Here is a 15248-nt window from a genome sequence, read left to right as displayed (position 1 = left end):
GTGAACCGGACCGGGATATTGAGAGGCGCCTCGGTTTGAGTCATGCCGGGATGGCTTGACTCGATAGTTGACGATAGTAGTTCATTTCAGCTTCGGCCGGTGGAATGTGGCCGATGGGCTCCAGCAATCGATGATGGTTAAACCAGCACACCCATTCCAGAGTAGCCAGTTCGACAGCTTCACGGGTCTTCCAAGGAGCACGACGGTGAATCAATTCCGCTTTGTACAAGCCGTTGATGGTCTCGGCCAAGGCATTGTCGTAGCTGTCCCCTTTGCTGCCCACGGACGGTTCGATACCGGCTTCGGCCAAGCGTTCGCTGTACTTGATGGATACGTATTGCGAACCCCTGTCGCTATGGTGGATCAGGGCTTCGTCCCGTTCGGGCTGTCGGGCATAAAGCGCTTGCTCCAGTGCATCCAGCACGAAGTCCGTGCGCATCGAGCTGCTCACGCGCCAGCCCACAATTCGGCGCGCAAACACGTCGATCACGAAGGCGACATAGACGAAGCCTTGCCAGGTCGAGACATAGGTGAAGTCGCTGACCCAAAGCTGGTTCGGACGGTCGGCGCGGAATTGGCGGTTCACCCGATCCAAAGGACACGGCGCCGCCTTGTCGCCAATCGTCGTGCGCACAACCTTGCCTCGTATGACGCCACGCAAGCCATCACGGCGCATCAGACGTTCAACAGTGCAGCGAGCGACCTCAATCTTCTCCCGGCGCAGTTGGCGCCAGACCTTTTCAGCGCCGTACACCTGGAAATTGGCTTGCCATACGCGACGAATGTGGTCACTCAACGACTCATCACGCTTTGCACGGGCACAGCGCAATTCAGGGTTACGACACAGGGCAGCGTGACGCCAGTAATTCGATGGAGCGATCTGCAGCACCCTGCAAATCGGCTCGGCTCCGTAGACCGCACGATGCTGGTCGATGAAGGCCATCAGGACTTGAAGCGGCGGTCGAGCTCCGCCTGGGCGAAAAAAGCACTCGCAAGACGTAGAATTTCATTGGCTTTGCGGAGCTCTTTAACTTCGCGTTCCAGCGCCTTCAGGCGTTCCTGTTCGGAGGTGGTGGTGCCTTCGCGTTTGCCGGTGTCGCGCTCACGTTGGCGTACCCAACGGCGCAGCGTCTCCGATGTGCAGCCGATCTTGGCCGCGACGGACTCGATGGCTGCCCACTGCGATTCATGCTGCCCGGCCGATTCCTCGACCATGCGCACAGCGCGCTCCATCACTTCGGGGGAAAACTTCGTGGATTTTCGTTTCATGGCTCCATTCTCTCAGATGTTGGAGCCTCCCAGATTTCCGGTCCGGTTCAAGGTGGCGTACCCGCAGGACTTTGTTGAGTATGCTCGCAGCATGCCACGTCGGCCAGTCAAACTGGAGAACGGAAGCGAATTGCTTCGTGTCGCGGGTGGCCAATCATGCCCGCGCGCTGGAAACTGGTTCAGTCCTGCGAAAGAGGGAAGTGGCCGCCAGTTCAAAGAAGGCGAGCATATGCCTTCGTTCGATGCCTCTGAATATGGCCAGACAATTTGGCAGTGGAATCCGGGTACCTGAGCGTGAGCGCGTGGAGATGAAATGACCACTCCGTTCAAGGTCCGCCGGCGCCAGCTTTATATTGATGAGCAGAGCTTTGCCAGCACAATAGCTACCTATCGGCGCAATGAGGAGCTGGCAGAAGAGACGTGGCCAGAGCGAAAAGATGCTCCCCGTGGCGGGACCGTGCTTTTGGGTTACATAGCTGGAGGACGTTGGCGTGAGTTTCAGCTACGATACACGGCAGGCGAAGGTCTGGCTGACCTTGCTGCTTTTCTCACGGTAGTCGTCGAAGCATATGAGCGCGAGGCCGACGCAACGGACCGGCTACCCGAGGACGAATACAGCGCTGTATTCACGCTGGACGATCCAATCGACGAGTATGTGGACTATATAGGATTGCTTAGCGTCTCAGCATTGCTGCACCGCGAAGACCTCATACCGCGCATCTTTGCCCTGATGGAGGGGACAGACTATGATGAAACCGATCTGCTGATTGAAGAGCTCTTGAATTTCTATTTGCCTGACCGCCCAGCAGTAGATGAATGGTATTGGGACAAACCTTACGGCATGTTGGTTGAGGTGATCGACAGCGAGACACCCGCCGCCAGAGCCAAGGCCATGAAAAAGTATGTGACTAAGTGGTATCCGTCCATGAAGGGCCTTGCGCATTTCTGGGGCAAGCACGAGAAAATCTCGCCGGAGTACTCAGATTACGTTGGTTACTGGGCGTTCTGCGCCGCCGCATTCACCTATCTTTACGACATTGACGACGGCGGATATCGGAACGAAATAGTGTATCCCAAGGACTTGGTGGACTACGCCCGCAGCATGCCGCGCAAACCTGTCCGCCTCAAGGACGGCAATGAAATGCTGCGTGTTGCCGGCGGCCAGCGCTGCCCAAGGGCGGGAAACTGGTTCAGCCCAGCCAAAGAGGACAGCGCCCGGCATTTCAATGAAGGCGAACTCATGCCTTCGTTCGATGCATCCGAATACGGCCAGACAATTTGGCAGTGGAATTCCGCTACATGAGCGTAAGTGCCTGGAGGTGAAATGGCCACTCCCTTCTTAGTCCGCCGGCGCCAGCCTTACATCGACGAGCAGATCTTTCTCAACACGATAGCCCACTATCGCCGCGACGAAGATCAAGGCGAGCAAAAACTGACGGAGAACGGGCACGTGCCGCGTGAGCAAAGTGTGATTCTCGGATTCTTGGCAAACTTCCTGTGGTGCGAGTTTCAACTGCGGTACACGGCAGGCGATCCGCTTCCCGACCTGGCAGAATTGCTCACGAAAGTGGTCGCCGCCTATGAGAGAGAAGCAGAGTCATCCGCCCGCCTGCCCGATGACGAGTACATTCCAGTCTTCGCCATGGACGATCCTATCGATGAGTATGTCGACTTTATCGGCTTGATCAGTGCCTGCGTTTTGCTGCATCGCGAGGATCTGCTACCGCGCGTTTACACCTTGGTAGCAGGTGGCGCGTACGATGCAGTGGATCTTGTGGTGGAAGAACTGCTGGTTTTTTATCTGCCTGACCGTCCTCCAGTAGATGAATGGTTCTGGAATAAACCCTACGGGTTGCTGGTTGACGTGATAGATAGCGACACGCCGGCAGCCAAAACCCAAGCGATGAAGAAGTACGTGTCGAAGTGGTATTCTTCGATGAAAGGGCTGGCGCATTTCTGGGGAAAGCACGAGAAAATGAAGCCTGAGTATTCTTCATACGTAGGCTACTGGGCCTTCTGCGCCGCCGCGTTCACTTACCTCTACGATATCGACGACAGCGCATACCGCGACGAGTTGGTGTATCCGAAGGACCTGGTCGACTACGCCCGCAAAACGCCGCCGCCCGCCGCAAAAGCGACCGGGGGCGCTTAGCTTATTGCTGCTGCTCGCCGGGTGCCAGGGTCAGCACCTCGAAACCGGTCTCGGTCACCGTCACCATATGCTCCCACTGCGCGGACAGCGAACGGTCGGCGGTGACGACGGTCCAGCCGTCCGGCATTTCGCGCGTTTGCGGCTTGCCGGCGTTGATCATCGGTTCGATGGTAAACAGCATGCCCGGCTGCAGCACCACGCCGGTGCCCGGCTTGCCGTAGTGTCGCACTTCCAGGTCCTCGTGGTACACCAGGCCGATGCCGTGGCCGCAGTAGTCGCGCACCACGCTGAAGCCGGCCGCTTCGGCCACGGTCTGGATCGCGTGGCCGACGTCGCCCAGCGTCGCGCCCGGCTTCACCGCGCGGATGCCGGCCCACATCGACTTGTAGGTGACGTCCACCAGCCGTTCGGCCTGCTTGCTGGGCTGGCCCACGTAGTACATGCGGCTGGTGTCGCCGTGCCAGCCGTCCTTGATCACGGCCACGTCGATGTTGATGATGTCGCCGTCGCGCAGCACGCGCTTGGGCGAGGGGATGCCGTGGCAGATCACTTCGTTCACCGAGGTGCACACGGTGGCCGGGAAGCCACCGTAGCCCACGTTGGCCGGGATCACCTGCTGCTCCTTGACGATGTAGTCGTTGCAGATCTTGTCCAGCTGTTCGGTGGTGACGCCGGCCTTGATGTGCGGGCCGATCATGGTCAGCACGTCGGCCGCCAGCTGGGCCGCCACGCGCGCCTGGGCGATCTGGTCGGGACTCTTGATGAGGATGTCGTTCGGCTTTTTCTTACGCATGGTGCCGGCGCTCCTCGATGGGGGCGCCGATGGCGTCGGCCAGCGTCGGGCCGTCCTGCGCGGCGGAGCGCAGCAGCATCTGGCAGATGTCGCTGTAGCGCAGTTCGGGATTGGTTTCGGCCAGCATGCCGATGCGCAGCCAGTGTTCGGCCTGCGCGTTGATGGAGCGGCTCAGTGCGCCGCTCGCCACCCGCAGGTTCTCGTGCATCTGGTCGGAGATTTTTACTATGCCCATGGTTGTTCGTTTGATATATGAAGTGTATATGAAACGTATATTACCATGGGTTGCGGATCAGCGCACGGGGGTCAGCGTACGTCCTCCGCCTTGAACAGCGGGTTGTAGATCAGGCCCAGCACGTTGCCGTAGGGGTCGTTCAGTTCGGCTACCCTGATGCCTTCGCCCACGTCCTGGATGGCGGAAAATACCGTGGCGCCCAGCGCGGTGATGCGGGCCACTTCGGCGTCGATGTCGTCCACGCCCCAGTAGACGCGGCTGCCGGACGGGCCGGGCGTGCCGTCCGGGAACAGCCCCAGCTCGAAGCCGCCGATGGCGAAGCCGATATAGAACGGCTGGTCGAAATAGGGGCCCACGCCGAACACGCTGGTGTACCAGGCCTTGCCTTGTTCCATGTCCGGCACGGGGTACATGGCGGTGCGTAATCCTTTGATCATCTTGCTCTCCCTGGTTGAAATGATGGCTATCTTGCCACGCCGGGAGCGGCCGCGATTGGAAAAATGGAAAGTCAGCGCAGGAAGTTTTCCGGGGCGCTGCCGGAGAATTCCTGGAAGTCGTGGATCAGGTGGGACTGGTCGAAGTAGCCGCAATCCAGGGCCAGCCGGGCCCAGTCCGGGGCCGGGGCTTCGGCCAGGGAGCCGGTGGCGCGGCGAAAGCGGGCGATGCGGGCGTACATCTTGGGCGTCAGGCCCACCTTGGCGCGGAACTGGGCGGCCAGGTGCTGGCGCGACACACCCAGTCCGTCGGCCAGTGTCTCGATGCGCAAGGCACCGCCGCTGCGCTCGATGGCGTCCAGCGCGGCGCCGACCAGCGGGCCGGCCGGTGACGGCGCGGACAGGCCGCCTGCCGATGGCCGGGCCGGGCGCGGGGGAATTGCTGCGGCCGCCTTGCCGCCAGCGGCGGCTTCCCGCAGCCGGGCCAGCAGGCTGCGCTCGATCAGCGCCAAGCGCTGGGTGTCGCTCAGCTCGCGGCCCCACAGGCTGTCGGCCAGCCGGTCGGCGCCGCTGCGGCCCCAGAGCTGGTCCAGGTCGCTGCGCCGGTCGGCCAGGTGGTGCAGCGGCAGCGCCGGGCCATGCGGCGGCGACAGGAATATGCCCGCCGCGCCCGGCTTGAAGCGCACCGCCACGGTCCGCACCACCCGCTCGGAGGCCACATGGATGGCGCGTGTCATCATGCCGACGGCGAACGCCGGCGCGCCGGTATCCTGCCACAGGATGTCGATGCAGTTGTCCGGCAGCACCCGGTGCGAGGCCGCGCGGCCGTCCTGCGCCGGGCCGCCGGACGCGCTCGCCCACAGGCACGCGACATACGCGCGCAAGACGGGGTGAGGCGGAAATTCCTTATAGTGCATGCTGTTATAATGACCGGTTCATATCCACCAATATTTCATACTGGCCGCACACATCATGCAAGATAAATATAGTCCCGCCGACGTTGAAAAAGCCGCCCAATCGCACTGGAAGGCGATCGACGCCTACAAAGCGGTAGAAAACGACCCACGTTTCCCCAAAGGCAAGTATTACGCTTGCTCGATGCTGCCTTACCCTTCGGGCAAGCTGCACATGGGCCACGTGCGCAACTATACAATCAATGACGTGATGTACCGCTACCTGCGCATGAACGGCTACAACGTGCTGATGCCGATGGGCTGGGACGCGTTCGGCATGCCGGCGGAAAACGCGGCCATGGCCAACAACGTGCCGCCTGCGCAATGGACCTACTCCAACATCGCCCACATGCGCGAGCAGATGGAGTCCATGGGCCTGGCCATCGACTGGTCGCGCGAAATGACCGCGTGCAAGCCGGAATACTACAAGTGGAACCAGTGGATGTTCCTGAAGATGCTGGAAAAAGGCATCATCTACAAGAAGACCGGCACCGTGAACTGGGACCCGATCGACCAGACCGTGCTGGCCAACGAGCAGGTGGTGGACGGCCGCGGCTGGCGTTCGGGCGCGCTGATTGAAAAGCGCGAAATCCCGATGTACTACGCCCGCATCACCGACTACGCCGACGAGCTGCTGGAATACGTGGACACCAAGCTGCCGGGCTGGCCCGAGCGCGTGCGCACCATGCAGACCAACTGGATCGGCAAATCGACCGGCGTGCGCTTCGCCTTCCCGCACGAGATCAAGGACGCCGACGGCAAGCTGATCCAGGACGGCAAGATGTTCGTCTTCACCACCCGCCCGGACACCGTGATGGGCGTGACCTTCTGCGCCGTGGCGGCCGAGCACCCGCTGGCCGCGCACGCCGCGCAGAACAACCCGGAACTGCAGGCCTTCATCGCCGAGTGCAAGATGGGCTCCGTGATCGAGGCCGACATGGCCACGATGGAGAAGAAGGGCATGCCGACCGGCCTGTTCGTCACCCATCCGCTGACCGGCGCGCAGGTTGAAGTCTGGGTCGGCAACTACGTGCTGATCACCTACGGCGACGGCGCCGTGATGGGCGTGCCTGCGCACGACGAGCGCGACTTCGCCTTCGCCAACAAATACAACCTGCCGATCAAGCAGGTCATCACCACCGCCGCCAATCCCGAGTTCTCCAGCACCGAATGGCAGGAATGGTATGGCGACAAGGACGTGTCCATCGTCACCAACTCCGGCAAGTACGACGGCCTGAATTACGCCGCCGCTGTCGACGCCGTGGCGGCCGACATGGAAGCCAAGGGCCTGGGCGAGAAGAAGGTCACCTTCCGCTTGCGCGACTGGGGCATTTCGCGCCAGCGCTACTGGGGCACGCCGATCCCGATGATCCACTGCGCCGACTGCGGCTCGGTGCCGGTGCCGGAAAAAGACCTGCCGGTGGTGCTGCCGGAAGACTGCGTGCCGGACGGCACCGGCAACCCGCTGAACAAGTACGAAGCCTTCCTGAAGTGCGACTGCCCGCAGTGCGGCAAGCCTGCGCGCCGCGAAACCGACACCATGGACACCTTCGTCGATTCGTCGTGGTACTACATGCGCTATACCTCGCCGGGTTCGAACAACGCCATGGTGGACGAGCGCAACGACTACTGGATGCCGATGGACCAGTACATCGGCGGCATCGAGCACGCCGTGATGCACCTGCTGTACGCGCGCTTCTGGACCAAGATCATGCGCGACTTCGGCCTGGTGAAGTTCGACGAGCCGTTCGTCAACCTGCTGACGCAGGGCATGGTGCTGAACGAGACCTACTACCGTGAAGACGCGGCGGGCAAGAAGACCTGGTACAACCCGGCCGACATCAACCTGACCACCGACGACAAGGGCCGCCCGCAAAGCGCGCTGCTGAAGGAAGACGGCCAGCCGGTGAACATCGGCGGCACCGAGAAGATGTCCAAGTCGAAGAACAACGGCATCGACCCGGCCGCGCAGATCGAGCAGTACGGCGCCGACACGGCCCGCCTGTTCACCATGTTCGCCTCGCCGCCCGAGCAGACGCTGGAATGGTCGGGCTCCGGCGTGGAAGGCGCGAACCGCTTCCTGCGCCGCGTGTGGGCCTTCGGCTATGCGCAGAAAGCGCGCATCGAAGCGGTGGGCGGCAGCGCCACCGTGTCGGCGGCCGTGGCCGGCGACGCGCAGAAAACCCTGCGCCGCGAACTGCACAAGATCCTGCAGCAGGCCGACTATGACCTGAAGCGCATCCAGTACAACACCGTGGTGTCGGCCTGCATGAAGATGCTCAACACCATGGAGTCGGCCAAGCTGGACGACAGCGCCGAATCCAACGCCGTGATCGCGGAAGGCTTCGCCATCTTCCTGCGCCTGCTCAATCCCGTGGCGCCGCACATCACCCACGTGCTGTGGGAAGAGCTGGGCTACGGCAAGGCGCTGGGCGACCTGCTGAACGCGCCGTGGCCGCAGGTCGATGCCGCCGCGCTCGAGCAGTCCGAGATCGAGATGATGATCCAGGTGAACGGCAAGCTGCGCGGCTCGGTGAAGGTGGCCAAGGGCGCCGACAAGGCCGCCATCGAAGCTGCCGCGCTGGCCGAGGAAAGCGTGCAGAAGTTCATCGAAGGCACGCCGAAGAAGGTCATCGTGGTGCCGGGCAAACTCGTCAACATCGTGGTGTAAGCATGCAGACCACCATCCATAACCTGAAACGCGGCGCCGGCGCGCTGCTGGTGGCGGCGGCGCTGGCCGGCTCGCTGTCGGCCTGCGGCTTCCACCTGCGCGGCTCGGGCGGCCACTACACGCTGCCGTTCCCGGCCATGTACGTCGGCCTGCCGGAATCGTCGCCGCTGGCGATCGATTTGAAGCGCAACATCCGCGTCAACGGCAACACGGTGGTGGTCTCCGATCCGGCCAAGGCCGACGGTGTGATCGAGGTGCTGACCGATCCGGAAAAGACCCGCACCAAGAGCATTCTGTCGCTGAACAACAATGGCCGCGTGCGTGAATACCTGCTGGCCTACACCATCGTGTTTCGCGTGCGCGACAAGCTTGGCAACGAGCTGCTGGCGCCCACCAGCATCAGCCTGAATCGTCCGATCACCTTCGACGAGACCCAGCTGCTGGCGAAGGAGCAGGAAGAGGCGTTGCTGTACAAGGACATGCAGACCGACCTGGTGCAGCAGATGATGCGCCGCATGGCCGCCATCAAGCCAGTGTCGCAGATGTCGATGGCGCCGGCCACGCCGGTTGCCGCGCCCAAGGAATAAACGGATGCGGAACAACGTATGCAACTGAGGCTGGACGCGCTGGACGGGCATTTGAGCAAGCCGCTGGCGCAGCTGTACGTCATCACCAGCGACGAGCATCTGCTGGCGCTGGAAGCGGCGGACAAGATCCGCCGCAGCGCGCGCGCGCAGGGTTATTCCGAGCGCGACGTGCTGACCGTCGAGCGCAGCTTCAAGTGGGGCGAGCTGCTGGCGGCGAACCAGGCGTTGTCCCTGTTCGGCGACAAGAAGCTGATCGAGCTGCGCATCCCGACCGGCAAGCCGGGCAAGGACGGCGGCGCGGCGCTGCAGAACTATGTGAAGGATCTGAGTCCGGACAACCTGACGCTGATCACGCTGCCCAAGCTGGACTGGCAGACGCAGAAGGCGGCCTGGGTGGCCAGCCTGCAGCAGGCCGCCGTGTACATCGACATTCCGAATGTCGAACGCGCGCAGCTGCCGGGCTGGATCGGCAACCGCCTGGCTGCGCAAGGCCAGAGCGCGGACCGCCAGAGCATCGACTTCATCGCCGACCGCGTTGAAGGCAATTTGCTGGCGGCGCACCAGGAGATACAGAAACTGGGCCTGCTGCACGAAGCGGGCAAACTGACATATGAACAAGTGCATGACGCGGTGCTGAACGTGGCGCGCTATGACGTGTTCAAACTGAGTGAAGCGATGCTGTCCGGCGATCCCGCGCGGCTGGTGCGGATGCTCGAAGGCTTGAAAGGCGAAGGCGAAGCGCTGCCGCTGGTGCTGTGGGCGGTGTCGGAGGAAATCCGCACGCTGCTCAAGCTGAAGGCCGGTACGGCGCAGGGACGGCCGCTGGGCGCGCTGCTCAAGGAGTACCGCATCTGGGGCCCGAAAGAGCGCATGATGGAACCGGCGCTGCGGCGCGTGTCGCTGCCGCTGCTGGAGGCTGCGCTGCAGGAAGCGGCGCAAATCGATAAGATGATCAAGGGCCTGCGCGCCAAGGCTTTCGCGGGCGACGCATGGGACGCAATGCTGCAGCTGGCGCTGAAGGTGGCGCGCGGCTGACAACCAACCGCAACGGCCGGGATCGGACCCGATGGTCTGACCCCGGACTTGCAGTGGTTTTCCGAGGGAATGTAATGGACATCACGCAATACATGGAACAAGTGGGCCGCCAGGCGCGCGCTGCATCGCGCGCCATGGCCCGCGCCGACAGCGCGCAGCGCAATCGCGCGCTGCTGCTGATCGCCGACGCGATCGAACGCGACGCGGCCGCCCTGCGCGCCGCCAACCAGCTGGACCTGGACGCGGCGTCCGCCGCCGGCATGGCGCCGGCGCTGCTGGACCGCCTGGCCCTGTCCGACAAGGCCATCGCCACCATGGTCGAAGGCCTGCGCCAGATCGTGGCGCTGCCGGACCCCATCGGCGAGATCAGCGGCCTGAAATTCCGCCCGAGCGGCATCCAGGTGGGCCAGATGCGCGTGCCGCTGGGCGTCATCGGCATCATCTACGAAGCCCGCCCGAACGTCACTGTGGACGCGGCCGGCCTGTGCATCAAGAGCGGCAACGCCACCATCCTGCGCGGCGGTTCGGAAGCGATCAATTGCAACCGCGCGCTGGCCAGGCTGGTGATGGAAGGCTTGCAGGGTGCCGGCCTGCCGAAAGACGGCGTGCAGGTGGTCGACACCACCGACCGCGCCGCCGTCGGCGCGCTGATCACCATGCCGCAGTATGTGGACGTGATCGTGCCGCGCGGTGGCAAGGGCCTGATCGCGCGCCTGATGAAGGAGTCCACCGTGCCGATGATCAAGCACCTGGACGGCATCTGCCACGTCTACATCGACGCCAAGGCCGACATGAAGAAGGCGCTGGACGTTGCCTTCAACGCCAAGTGCCAGCGCTACAGCCCGTGCAACACCATGGAAACGCTGCTGGTGGCGCGCGCCATCGCGCCGCAGGTGCTGCCGCAGCTGGCCAAGCTGTACGCGGCCGAGAAGGTGGAACTGCGCTGCGACCCCGAATCGTACAAGATCCTGGAAGGCTACCCGCACCTGGTGCACGCCACCGAGGAAGACTGGGCCACCGAATACCTGGCGCCGATTCTCGCCGTGCGGGTGGTGGACGGCATCGACCAGGCCATGGACCACATCAGCACCTGGTCGTCCAAGCACACCGAGTCGATCATCACCGAAGACTACAGCGACGCCATGCGCTTCCTGCGCGAAGTCGATTCGGCCTCGGTGATGGTGAACGCCTCCACCCGTTTCGCGGACGGCTTCGAGTACGGCCTGGGCGCCGAAATCGGCATCTCGAACGACAAGCTGCACGCGCGCGGCCCGGTTGGCCTGGAAGGCCTGACCTCGCTCAAATACGTGGTGTTCGGCCACGGCGAAGTACGCAAATAAGACGCAAATAAAAGGAAGCCTATGCTCTGGGTAAAAGCGTTCCACATCCTGTTCGTCGTGTCCTGGTTCTCCGGGCTGTTCTACCTGCCGCGCATCTTCGTCAACCTGGCGCTGGAGAAGGAAAGCGTGAGCAAGGAGCGCCTGCTGCTGATGGCGCGCAAGCTGTACCGCTTCATGATGATGCTGTCGGTGCCGGCGGTGCTGCTGGGCGCCTGGCTGCTGTGGCTACAGTACGGCGGCGGGGACAGCTTCAAGATGCCGGGCTGGATGCACGCCAAGCTGGCGCTGGTGATCCTGGCCATCGGCTACTCGCACGCCTGCGGCGCCATCCTGAAGAAGTTCGAACGCGGCGTGAACACCCGCAGCCATACCTGGTACCGCTGGTTCAATGAAGTGCCGGTGCTGCTGCTGCTGGCCATCGTCATCCTGGTCGTCGTCAAACCTTTCTAAGGAAGTCAACGCATGAGCAAAATCTGCCAATACTACTTTGCCCCGCATTCGCCGTGGAGCTACCTGGGCCACGAGCGCTTCGTGGCGCTGGCCAGGGCGCACGGTGCGCAGATCGACATCCGTCCCTTCGATCTGGGCAAGGTGTTTGGCGTGTCCGGCGGCCTTCCGCTGGCCAAGCGCGCGCCGCAGCGCCAGGCCTACCGCCTGGTGGAGCTGGCGCGCTGGTCCAAATTCCTCGGCGTGCCGATGAACGTGCAGCCCAGGTTCTTCCCGGTGTCGCCCGATGCGGCGGCCAAGCTGATCATCGCCGCGCGCCTGACGCACGGCGTGGACACGGCGCTGCAGCTGTCGGGCGCTATCATGCGCGGCCTGTGGGCCGAGGAGCGCAACATCGGCGACGAAGAGACGCTGGTGCAGATCGCCAACAGTTGCGGCCTCGATGGCCGCGCGCTGGCCAGATCGTCGGAGACGGCCAGCGTGCAGGCCGAGTACGACAAGAACACAGAGGAAGCCACCGCCGCCAATATATTCGGCTCGCCGTGGTACATCCTCGATGGTGAAAGTTTCTGGGGTCAGGACAGGCTCGATTTCCTCGAGCGCGCACTGGCCCCCTGAAGTACATCGTTCCGCGCAGGCGGAACGTTTTTTTTAAACGGATAAAAGGTACCCCTATGGCTTCCTATTTTTGCCCATGCCCGCGCGGCATGGAAGCGGCGCTGGCCGAAGAACTGACCGAAATCACGCAGCTGCCCGGCAGCACCCTGAAGGTGCACAACCAGGTGCCCGGCGGCGTGCACTGCTCCGGCGCGCTGGAAGACGCCTACCGCGTCAACCTGCATTCGCGCATCGCCTCGCGCGTGCTGATGCGCATGGCCGCCGGCGGCTACAAGAACGAGAACGACATCTACGACTTGACCCTGGCGCAGCCGTGGGAAGAATGGTTCGGCGTCGACCACACCATCCGCGTCGATGTGACGGCCGTGAAGTCGCCCTTGAAGAGCCTGGAATTCACCACGCTGAAGATCAAGGACGCGATCTGCGACCGCTACCGCGACATGTACGGTTCGCGCCCGTCGGTGAACACGCGCGAACCGGACATGCGCATCGTCGGTTTCCTGGACGCGCACCAGTACATCGTCTACCTGGATACCTCGGGCGAAGCGCTGTTCAAGCGCGGCTGGCGCGACGAAACGGGCGACGCGCCGCTGCGCGAAAACCTGGCCGCCGGCCTGCTGCGCGTCTCCGGCTGGAAGCCGGGCACGCCGCTGTTCGATCCGATGTGCGGCTCCGGCACCATCCTGTGCGAAGCGGCGCAGATGGTGCAGGGCATTCCGCCCGGCGCGCGCCGCCGTTTCGCGTTCGAGAAGTTCCACGACTTCCAGCCTGCGGTCTGGGCCGACATGAAGAACGCCATCAAGCCTAACCCGCTGCCGTCCGAACCGACCATTTTCGGCTCCGACATTTCGGGCGACATGGTGGCTATGACGCGCCACAACCTGAAGTGCGCCGGCATCATGTTCGACATTCCGCTCAAGCAGATCGAGGCGCAGGAAGTGAAGGCGCCGACCGAGCAGCCGGGCATCCTGCTGACCAACCCGCCGTACGGCGAACGCATCGGCGTGCGCGGCGACAGTAGCCTGCCGGAAGACGAACTGGCGACCTCGTTCTACTCGGCCTTCGGCACCACGCTCAAGCAGCGCTTCGCCGGCTGGACCGCCTTCCTGTTCACTGCCGACCTGGGCCTGCCCAAGCTGCTGCGGTTGAAGGAAGCGCGCAAGACGCCGTTCTTCAACGGCGCGCTGGAATGCCGTCTGTTCCGCTTCGACATGGTGGCCGGCTACAACCGCCGCGAAGAAGCCAAGCCGAAAGCACAATAAGCATTACCCGCCGCGCAGGTCCGGCGATGCCGGACCGGCGGCAGAACCGGACCTGACATGTTTCCTACGCCTCCCGCGAACCTCCCTCCCGATCCCGTCGCCGAGATCCCCCCGCCCGAACCGAGCCACGCCAAGCCGCTGAGCGCCTTCGCGCTGGCCATCGTGCTGGCGTCGCTGTCGATGCTGGGACCGTTCTCGATCGACGCCTACCTGCCGGCCTTCCCGAATATCCAGGCTTCGCTGCACGCCACGCCGCTGGAAGTGCAGCAAACCCTCACCGCCTACATGCTGGCCTTCGCCGCCATGGTGCTGTGGCACGGCGCGCTGGCCGACGCCTTCGGGCGCCGCAACGTGGTGCTGGTGTCGCTGGTGCTGTTCGCCATCGGCACCATGGGCTGCGCCGCCGCGCACTCGGTGCATTACCTGTGGTTCTTCCGCGTGCTGCAGGGCGTGTCGGCCGGGGCCGGCGTGGTGGTGGGGCGCGCCATCATCCGCGACCTGTACGCGGACGCGCCGGCCGCGCGCCTGCTGTCCATGGTCACCATGATCTTCTCGATCGCGCCGGCCATCGCGCCGGTACTGGGCGGCGTCATCGTCAAATACCTGGACTGGCGCGCCATCTTCCTGTTCCTGTTCATCTACACCGTGGGCCTGTTCCTGGTGTGCTACCGCCGCCTGCCCGAAACGCTGCCGCCCGGCCGGCGCCAGCCCTTCAATCCGCGCTACCTGGCGCGCAACTACCGCACCATCTTGACGTCGCCGCTGTTCCACCTGAAGTCCGGCGTGGTGGCGTTCAACTTCGCCGGCCTGTTCGTCTACATCACGGCGGCGCCGGTGATGCTGCCGCGCCACCTCGGACTCGGACCGGACCAGTTCGGCTGGCTGTTCATTCCCGCCGTGAGCGGCATCTTCCTCGGCGCGCTGGCGGCCAACCGCATCGCCGGCAAGATGAGCTTCGCGCGCCAGATCGGCATCGGCTTCTGCTTCCTGATCGCGGCGGCCAGCGTCAACGTCATCTACCATTGGTTCCAGCCGCCGTCGCTGCCGTGGAGCGTGGCGCCGCTGTTCTTCTACACCTTCGGCATGTCGGTGGTGGCGCCGGCGGCCACCTTGCTGGGACTGGATCTGTTCCCGCATATTCGTGGTACGGTAGCATCTTGCCAGTCATTCGCCACCACCTTGCTGGGCGCCGTGGTGGCCGGCGCCATCGCACCGGTGCTGTCGGACTCCGTGTTGTGGCTGGCATACGGGCAGTTGGCGTTCACCGTGACGGCGCTGGCATTGTGGTTGACGGCGCGCTATTACCGGAGCATGCTGTCAGCCCAACAGGCGGGCGGATAGTTATCGGCAAGGAAGTGTGATAAGTTTAGGAAGAAATTTTAATTGCCGATAAGTTATCTAAGTTGTTTATGCTACTATCGCTTCCCGAGTGCCTGATTTTTCTACAGTTTT

General features: G+C 63.2%; 15 protein-coding genes and 1 other annotated feature. Of the genes, 10 read left to right on the top strand and 5 right to left on the bottom strand.

All coding sequences use genetic code 11. The annotated features are described in order from the left end of the window. Positions 1 to 40: 40 nt before the first annotated feature. Positions 41 to 1269, bottom strand: a protein-coding gene (locus AC6H42_RS15330) for an IS3 family transposase (RefSeq protein ID WP_373888190.1) whose coding sequence is annotated in 2 segments (ribosomal slippage) — positions 41 to 987 and positions 987 to 1269 — 1230 coding nt in all. Because the reading frame shifts where the segments join, the coding sequence is not laid out codon by codon here. After that, positions 872 to 988 (bottom strand) — a sequence feature (AL1L pseudoknot). (Overlaps the previous gene by 117 nt.) Before the next feature lie 313 nt (positions 1270 to 1582). Between AC6H42_RS15330 and AC6H42_RS15325 the strand changes: the two genes are divergently transcribed. Both AC6H42_RS15325 and AC6H42_RS15320 read left to right on the top strand, forming a co-directional pair. Next, positions 1583 to 2572 carry a PoNe immunity protein domain-containing protein gene (locus AC6H42_RS15325; RefSeq protein ID WP_057152777.1) on the top strand — a complete coding sequence of 330 codons (990 nt, stop codon included), beginning with the start codon at positions 1583 to 1585 and terminating at the stop codon, positions 2570 to 2572. Between the two features lie 21 nt (positions 2573 to 2593). Next, on the top strand, positions 2594 to 3421 hold the full coding sequence (locus AC6H42_RS15320; RefSeq protein WP_057152778.1) for a PoNe immunity protein domain-containing protein: 828 nt from the start codon (positions 2594 to 2596) through the stop codon (positions 3419 to 3421). 1 nt (position 3422) lies between these two features. On the opposite strand, the gene map is transcribed toward AC6H42_RS15320, so the two are convergent. From map to AC6H42_RS15300, 4 genes are all read right to left on the bottom strand, one after another. Beyond that, a complete protein-coding gene (gene map / locus AC6H42_RS15315) occupies positions 3423 to 4214 on the bottom strand; it encodes a type I methionyl aminopeptidase (RefSeq protein ID WP_057152779.1) in 792 nt (263 codons plus the stop codon). Next, on the bottom strand, positions 4207 to 4449 hold the full coding sequence (locus AC6H42_RS15310; RefSeq protein ID WP_056401606.1) for a ParD-like family protein: 243 nt from the start codon (positions 4447 to 4449) through the stop codon (positions 4207 to 4209). The genes map and AC6H42_RS15310 overlap by 8 nt, the downstream gene beginning before the upstream one ends. A 71-nt stretch (positions 4450 to 4520) precedes the next feature. Next, entirely contained in the window at positions 4521 to 4886 is a 366-nt protein-coding gene (locus AC6H42_RS15305) for a VOC family protein (protein ID WP_057152780.1), read from the bottom strand. A gap of 71 nt (positions 4887 to 4957) precedes the next feature. Beyond that, on the bottom strand, positions 4958 to 5800 hold the full coding sequence (locus tag AC6H42_RS15300; protein WP_497548422.1) for an AraC family transcriptional regulator: 843 nt from the start codon (positions 5798 to 5800) through the stop codon (positions 4958 to 4960). 55 nt (positions 5801 to 5855) lie between these two features. On the opposite strand from AC6H42_RS15300, the gene leuS reads away from it, so the two are divergent. The 8 genes from leuS to AC6H42_RS15260 all read left to right on the top strand — a co-directional run bounded on the left by leuS (position 5856) and on the right by AC6H42_RS15260 (position 15137). After that, complete coding sequence (gene leuS / locus AC6H42_RS15295) at positions 5856 to 8507, top strand: leucine--tRNA ligase (RefSeq protein WP_497548421.1); 2652 nt, start codon at positions 5856 to 5858, stop codon at positions 8505 to 8507. 2 nt (positions 8508 to 8509) lie between these two features. Then, positions 8510 to 9094 carry an LPS-assembly lipoprotein LptE gene (locus AC6H42_RS15290; RefSeq protein ID WP_057152783.1) on the top strand — a complete coding sequence of 195 codons (585 nt, stop codon included), beginning with the start codon at positions 8510 to 8512 and terminating at the stop codon, positions 9092 to 9094. 18 nt (positions 9095 to 9112) lie between these two features. After that, complete coding sequence (gene holA, locus AC6H42_RS15285) at positions 9113 to 10129, top strand: DNA polymerase III subunit delta (protein ID WP_057152784.1); 1017 nt, start codon at positions 9113 to 9115, stop codon at positions 10127 to 10129. A gap of 74 nt (positions 10130 to 10203) precedes the next feature. Further along, a complete protein-coding gene (locus tag AC6H42_RS15280; RefSeq protein ID WP_497548420.1) occupies positions 10204 to 11469 on the top strand; it encodes a glutamate-5-semialdehyde dehydrogenase in 1266 nt (421 codons plus the stop codon). A gap of 21 nt (positions 11470 to 11490) precedes the next feature. Further along, a complete protein-coding gene (locus AC6H42_RS15275) occupies positions 11491 to 11919 on the top strand; it encodes a CopD family protein (RefSeq protein ID WP_057152786.1) in 429 nt (142 codons plus the stop codon). A gap of 12 nt (positions 11920 to 11931) precedes the next feature. Further along, a complete protein-coding gene (locus tag AC6H42_RS15270; RefSeq protein ID WP_497548419.1) occupies positions 11932 to 12534 on the top strand; it encodes a 2-hydroxychromene-2-carboxylate isomerase in 603 nt (200 codons plus the stop codon). A gap of 56 nt (positions 12535 to 12590) precedes the next feature. Continuing rightward, positions 12591 to 13796 (top strand): THUMP domain-containing class I SAM-dependent RNA methyltransferase, encoded by a 1206-nt coding sequence (locus AC6H42_RS15265; RefSeq protein ID WP_373888149.1) that lies wholly within the window; start codon positions 12591 to 12593, stop codon positions 13794 to 13796. Positions 13797 to 13853: 57 nt separating this feature from the next. Further along, positions 13854 to 15137, top strand: coding sequence for a multidrug effflux MFS transporter (locus AC6H42_RS15260; protein ID WP_082551454.1), 1284 nt, complete (start codon positions 13854 to 13856; stop codon positions 15135 to 15137). Positions 15138 to 15248 lie beyond the last annotated feature (111 nt).

It is taken from the genome of Massilia sp. NBRC 108631, from assembly GCF_059704565.1.
This window is presented reverse-complemented; position numbering and strand designations above follow the sequence as displayed.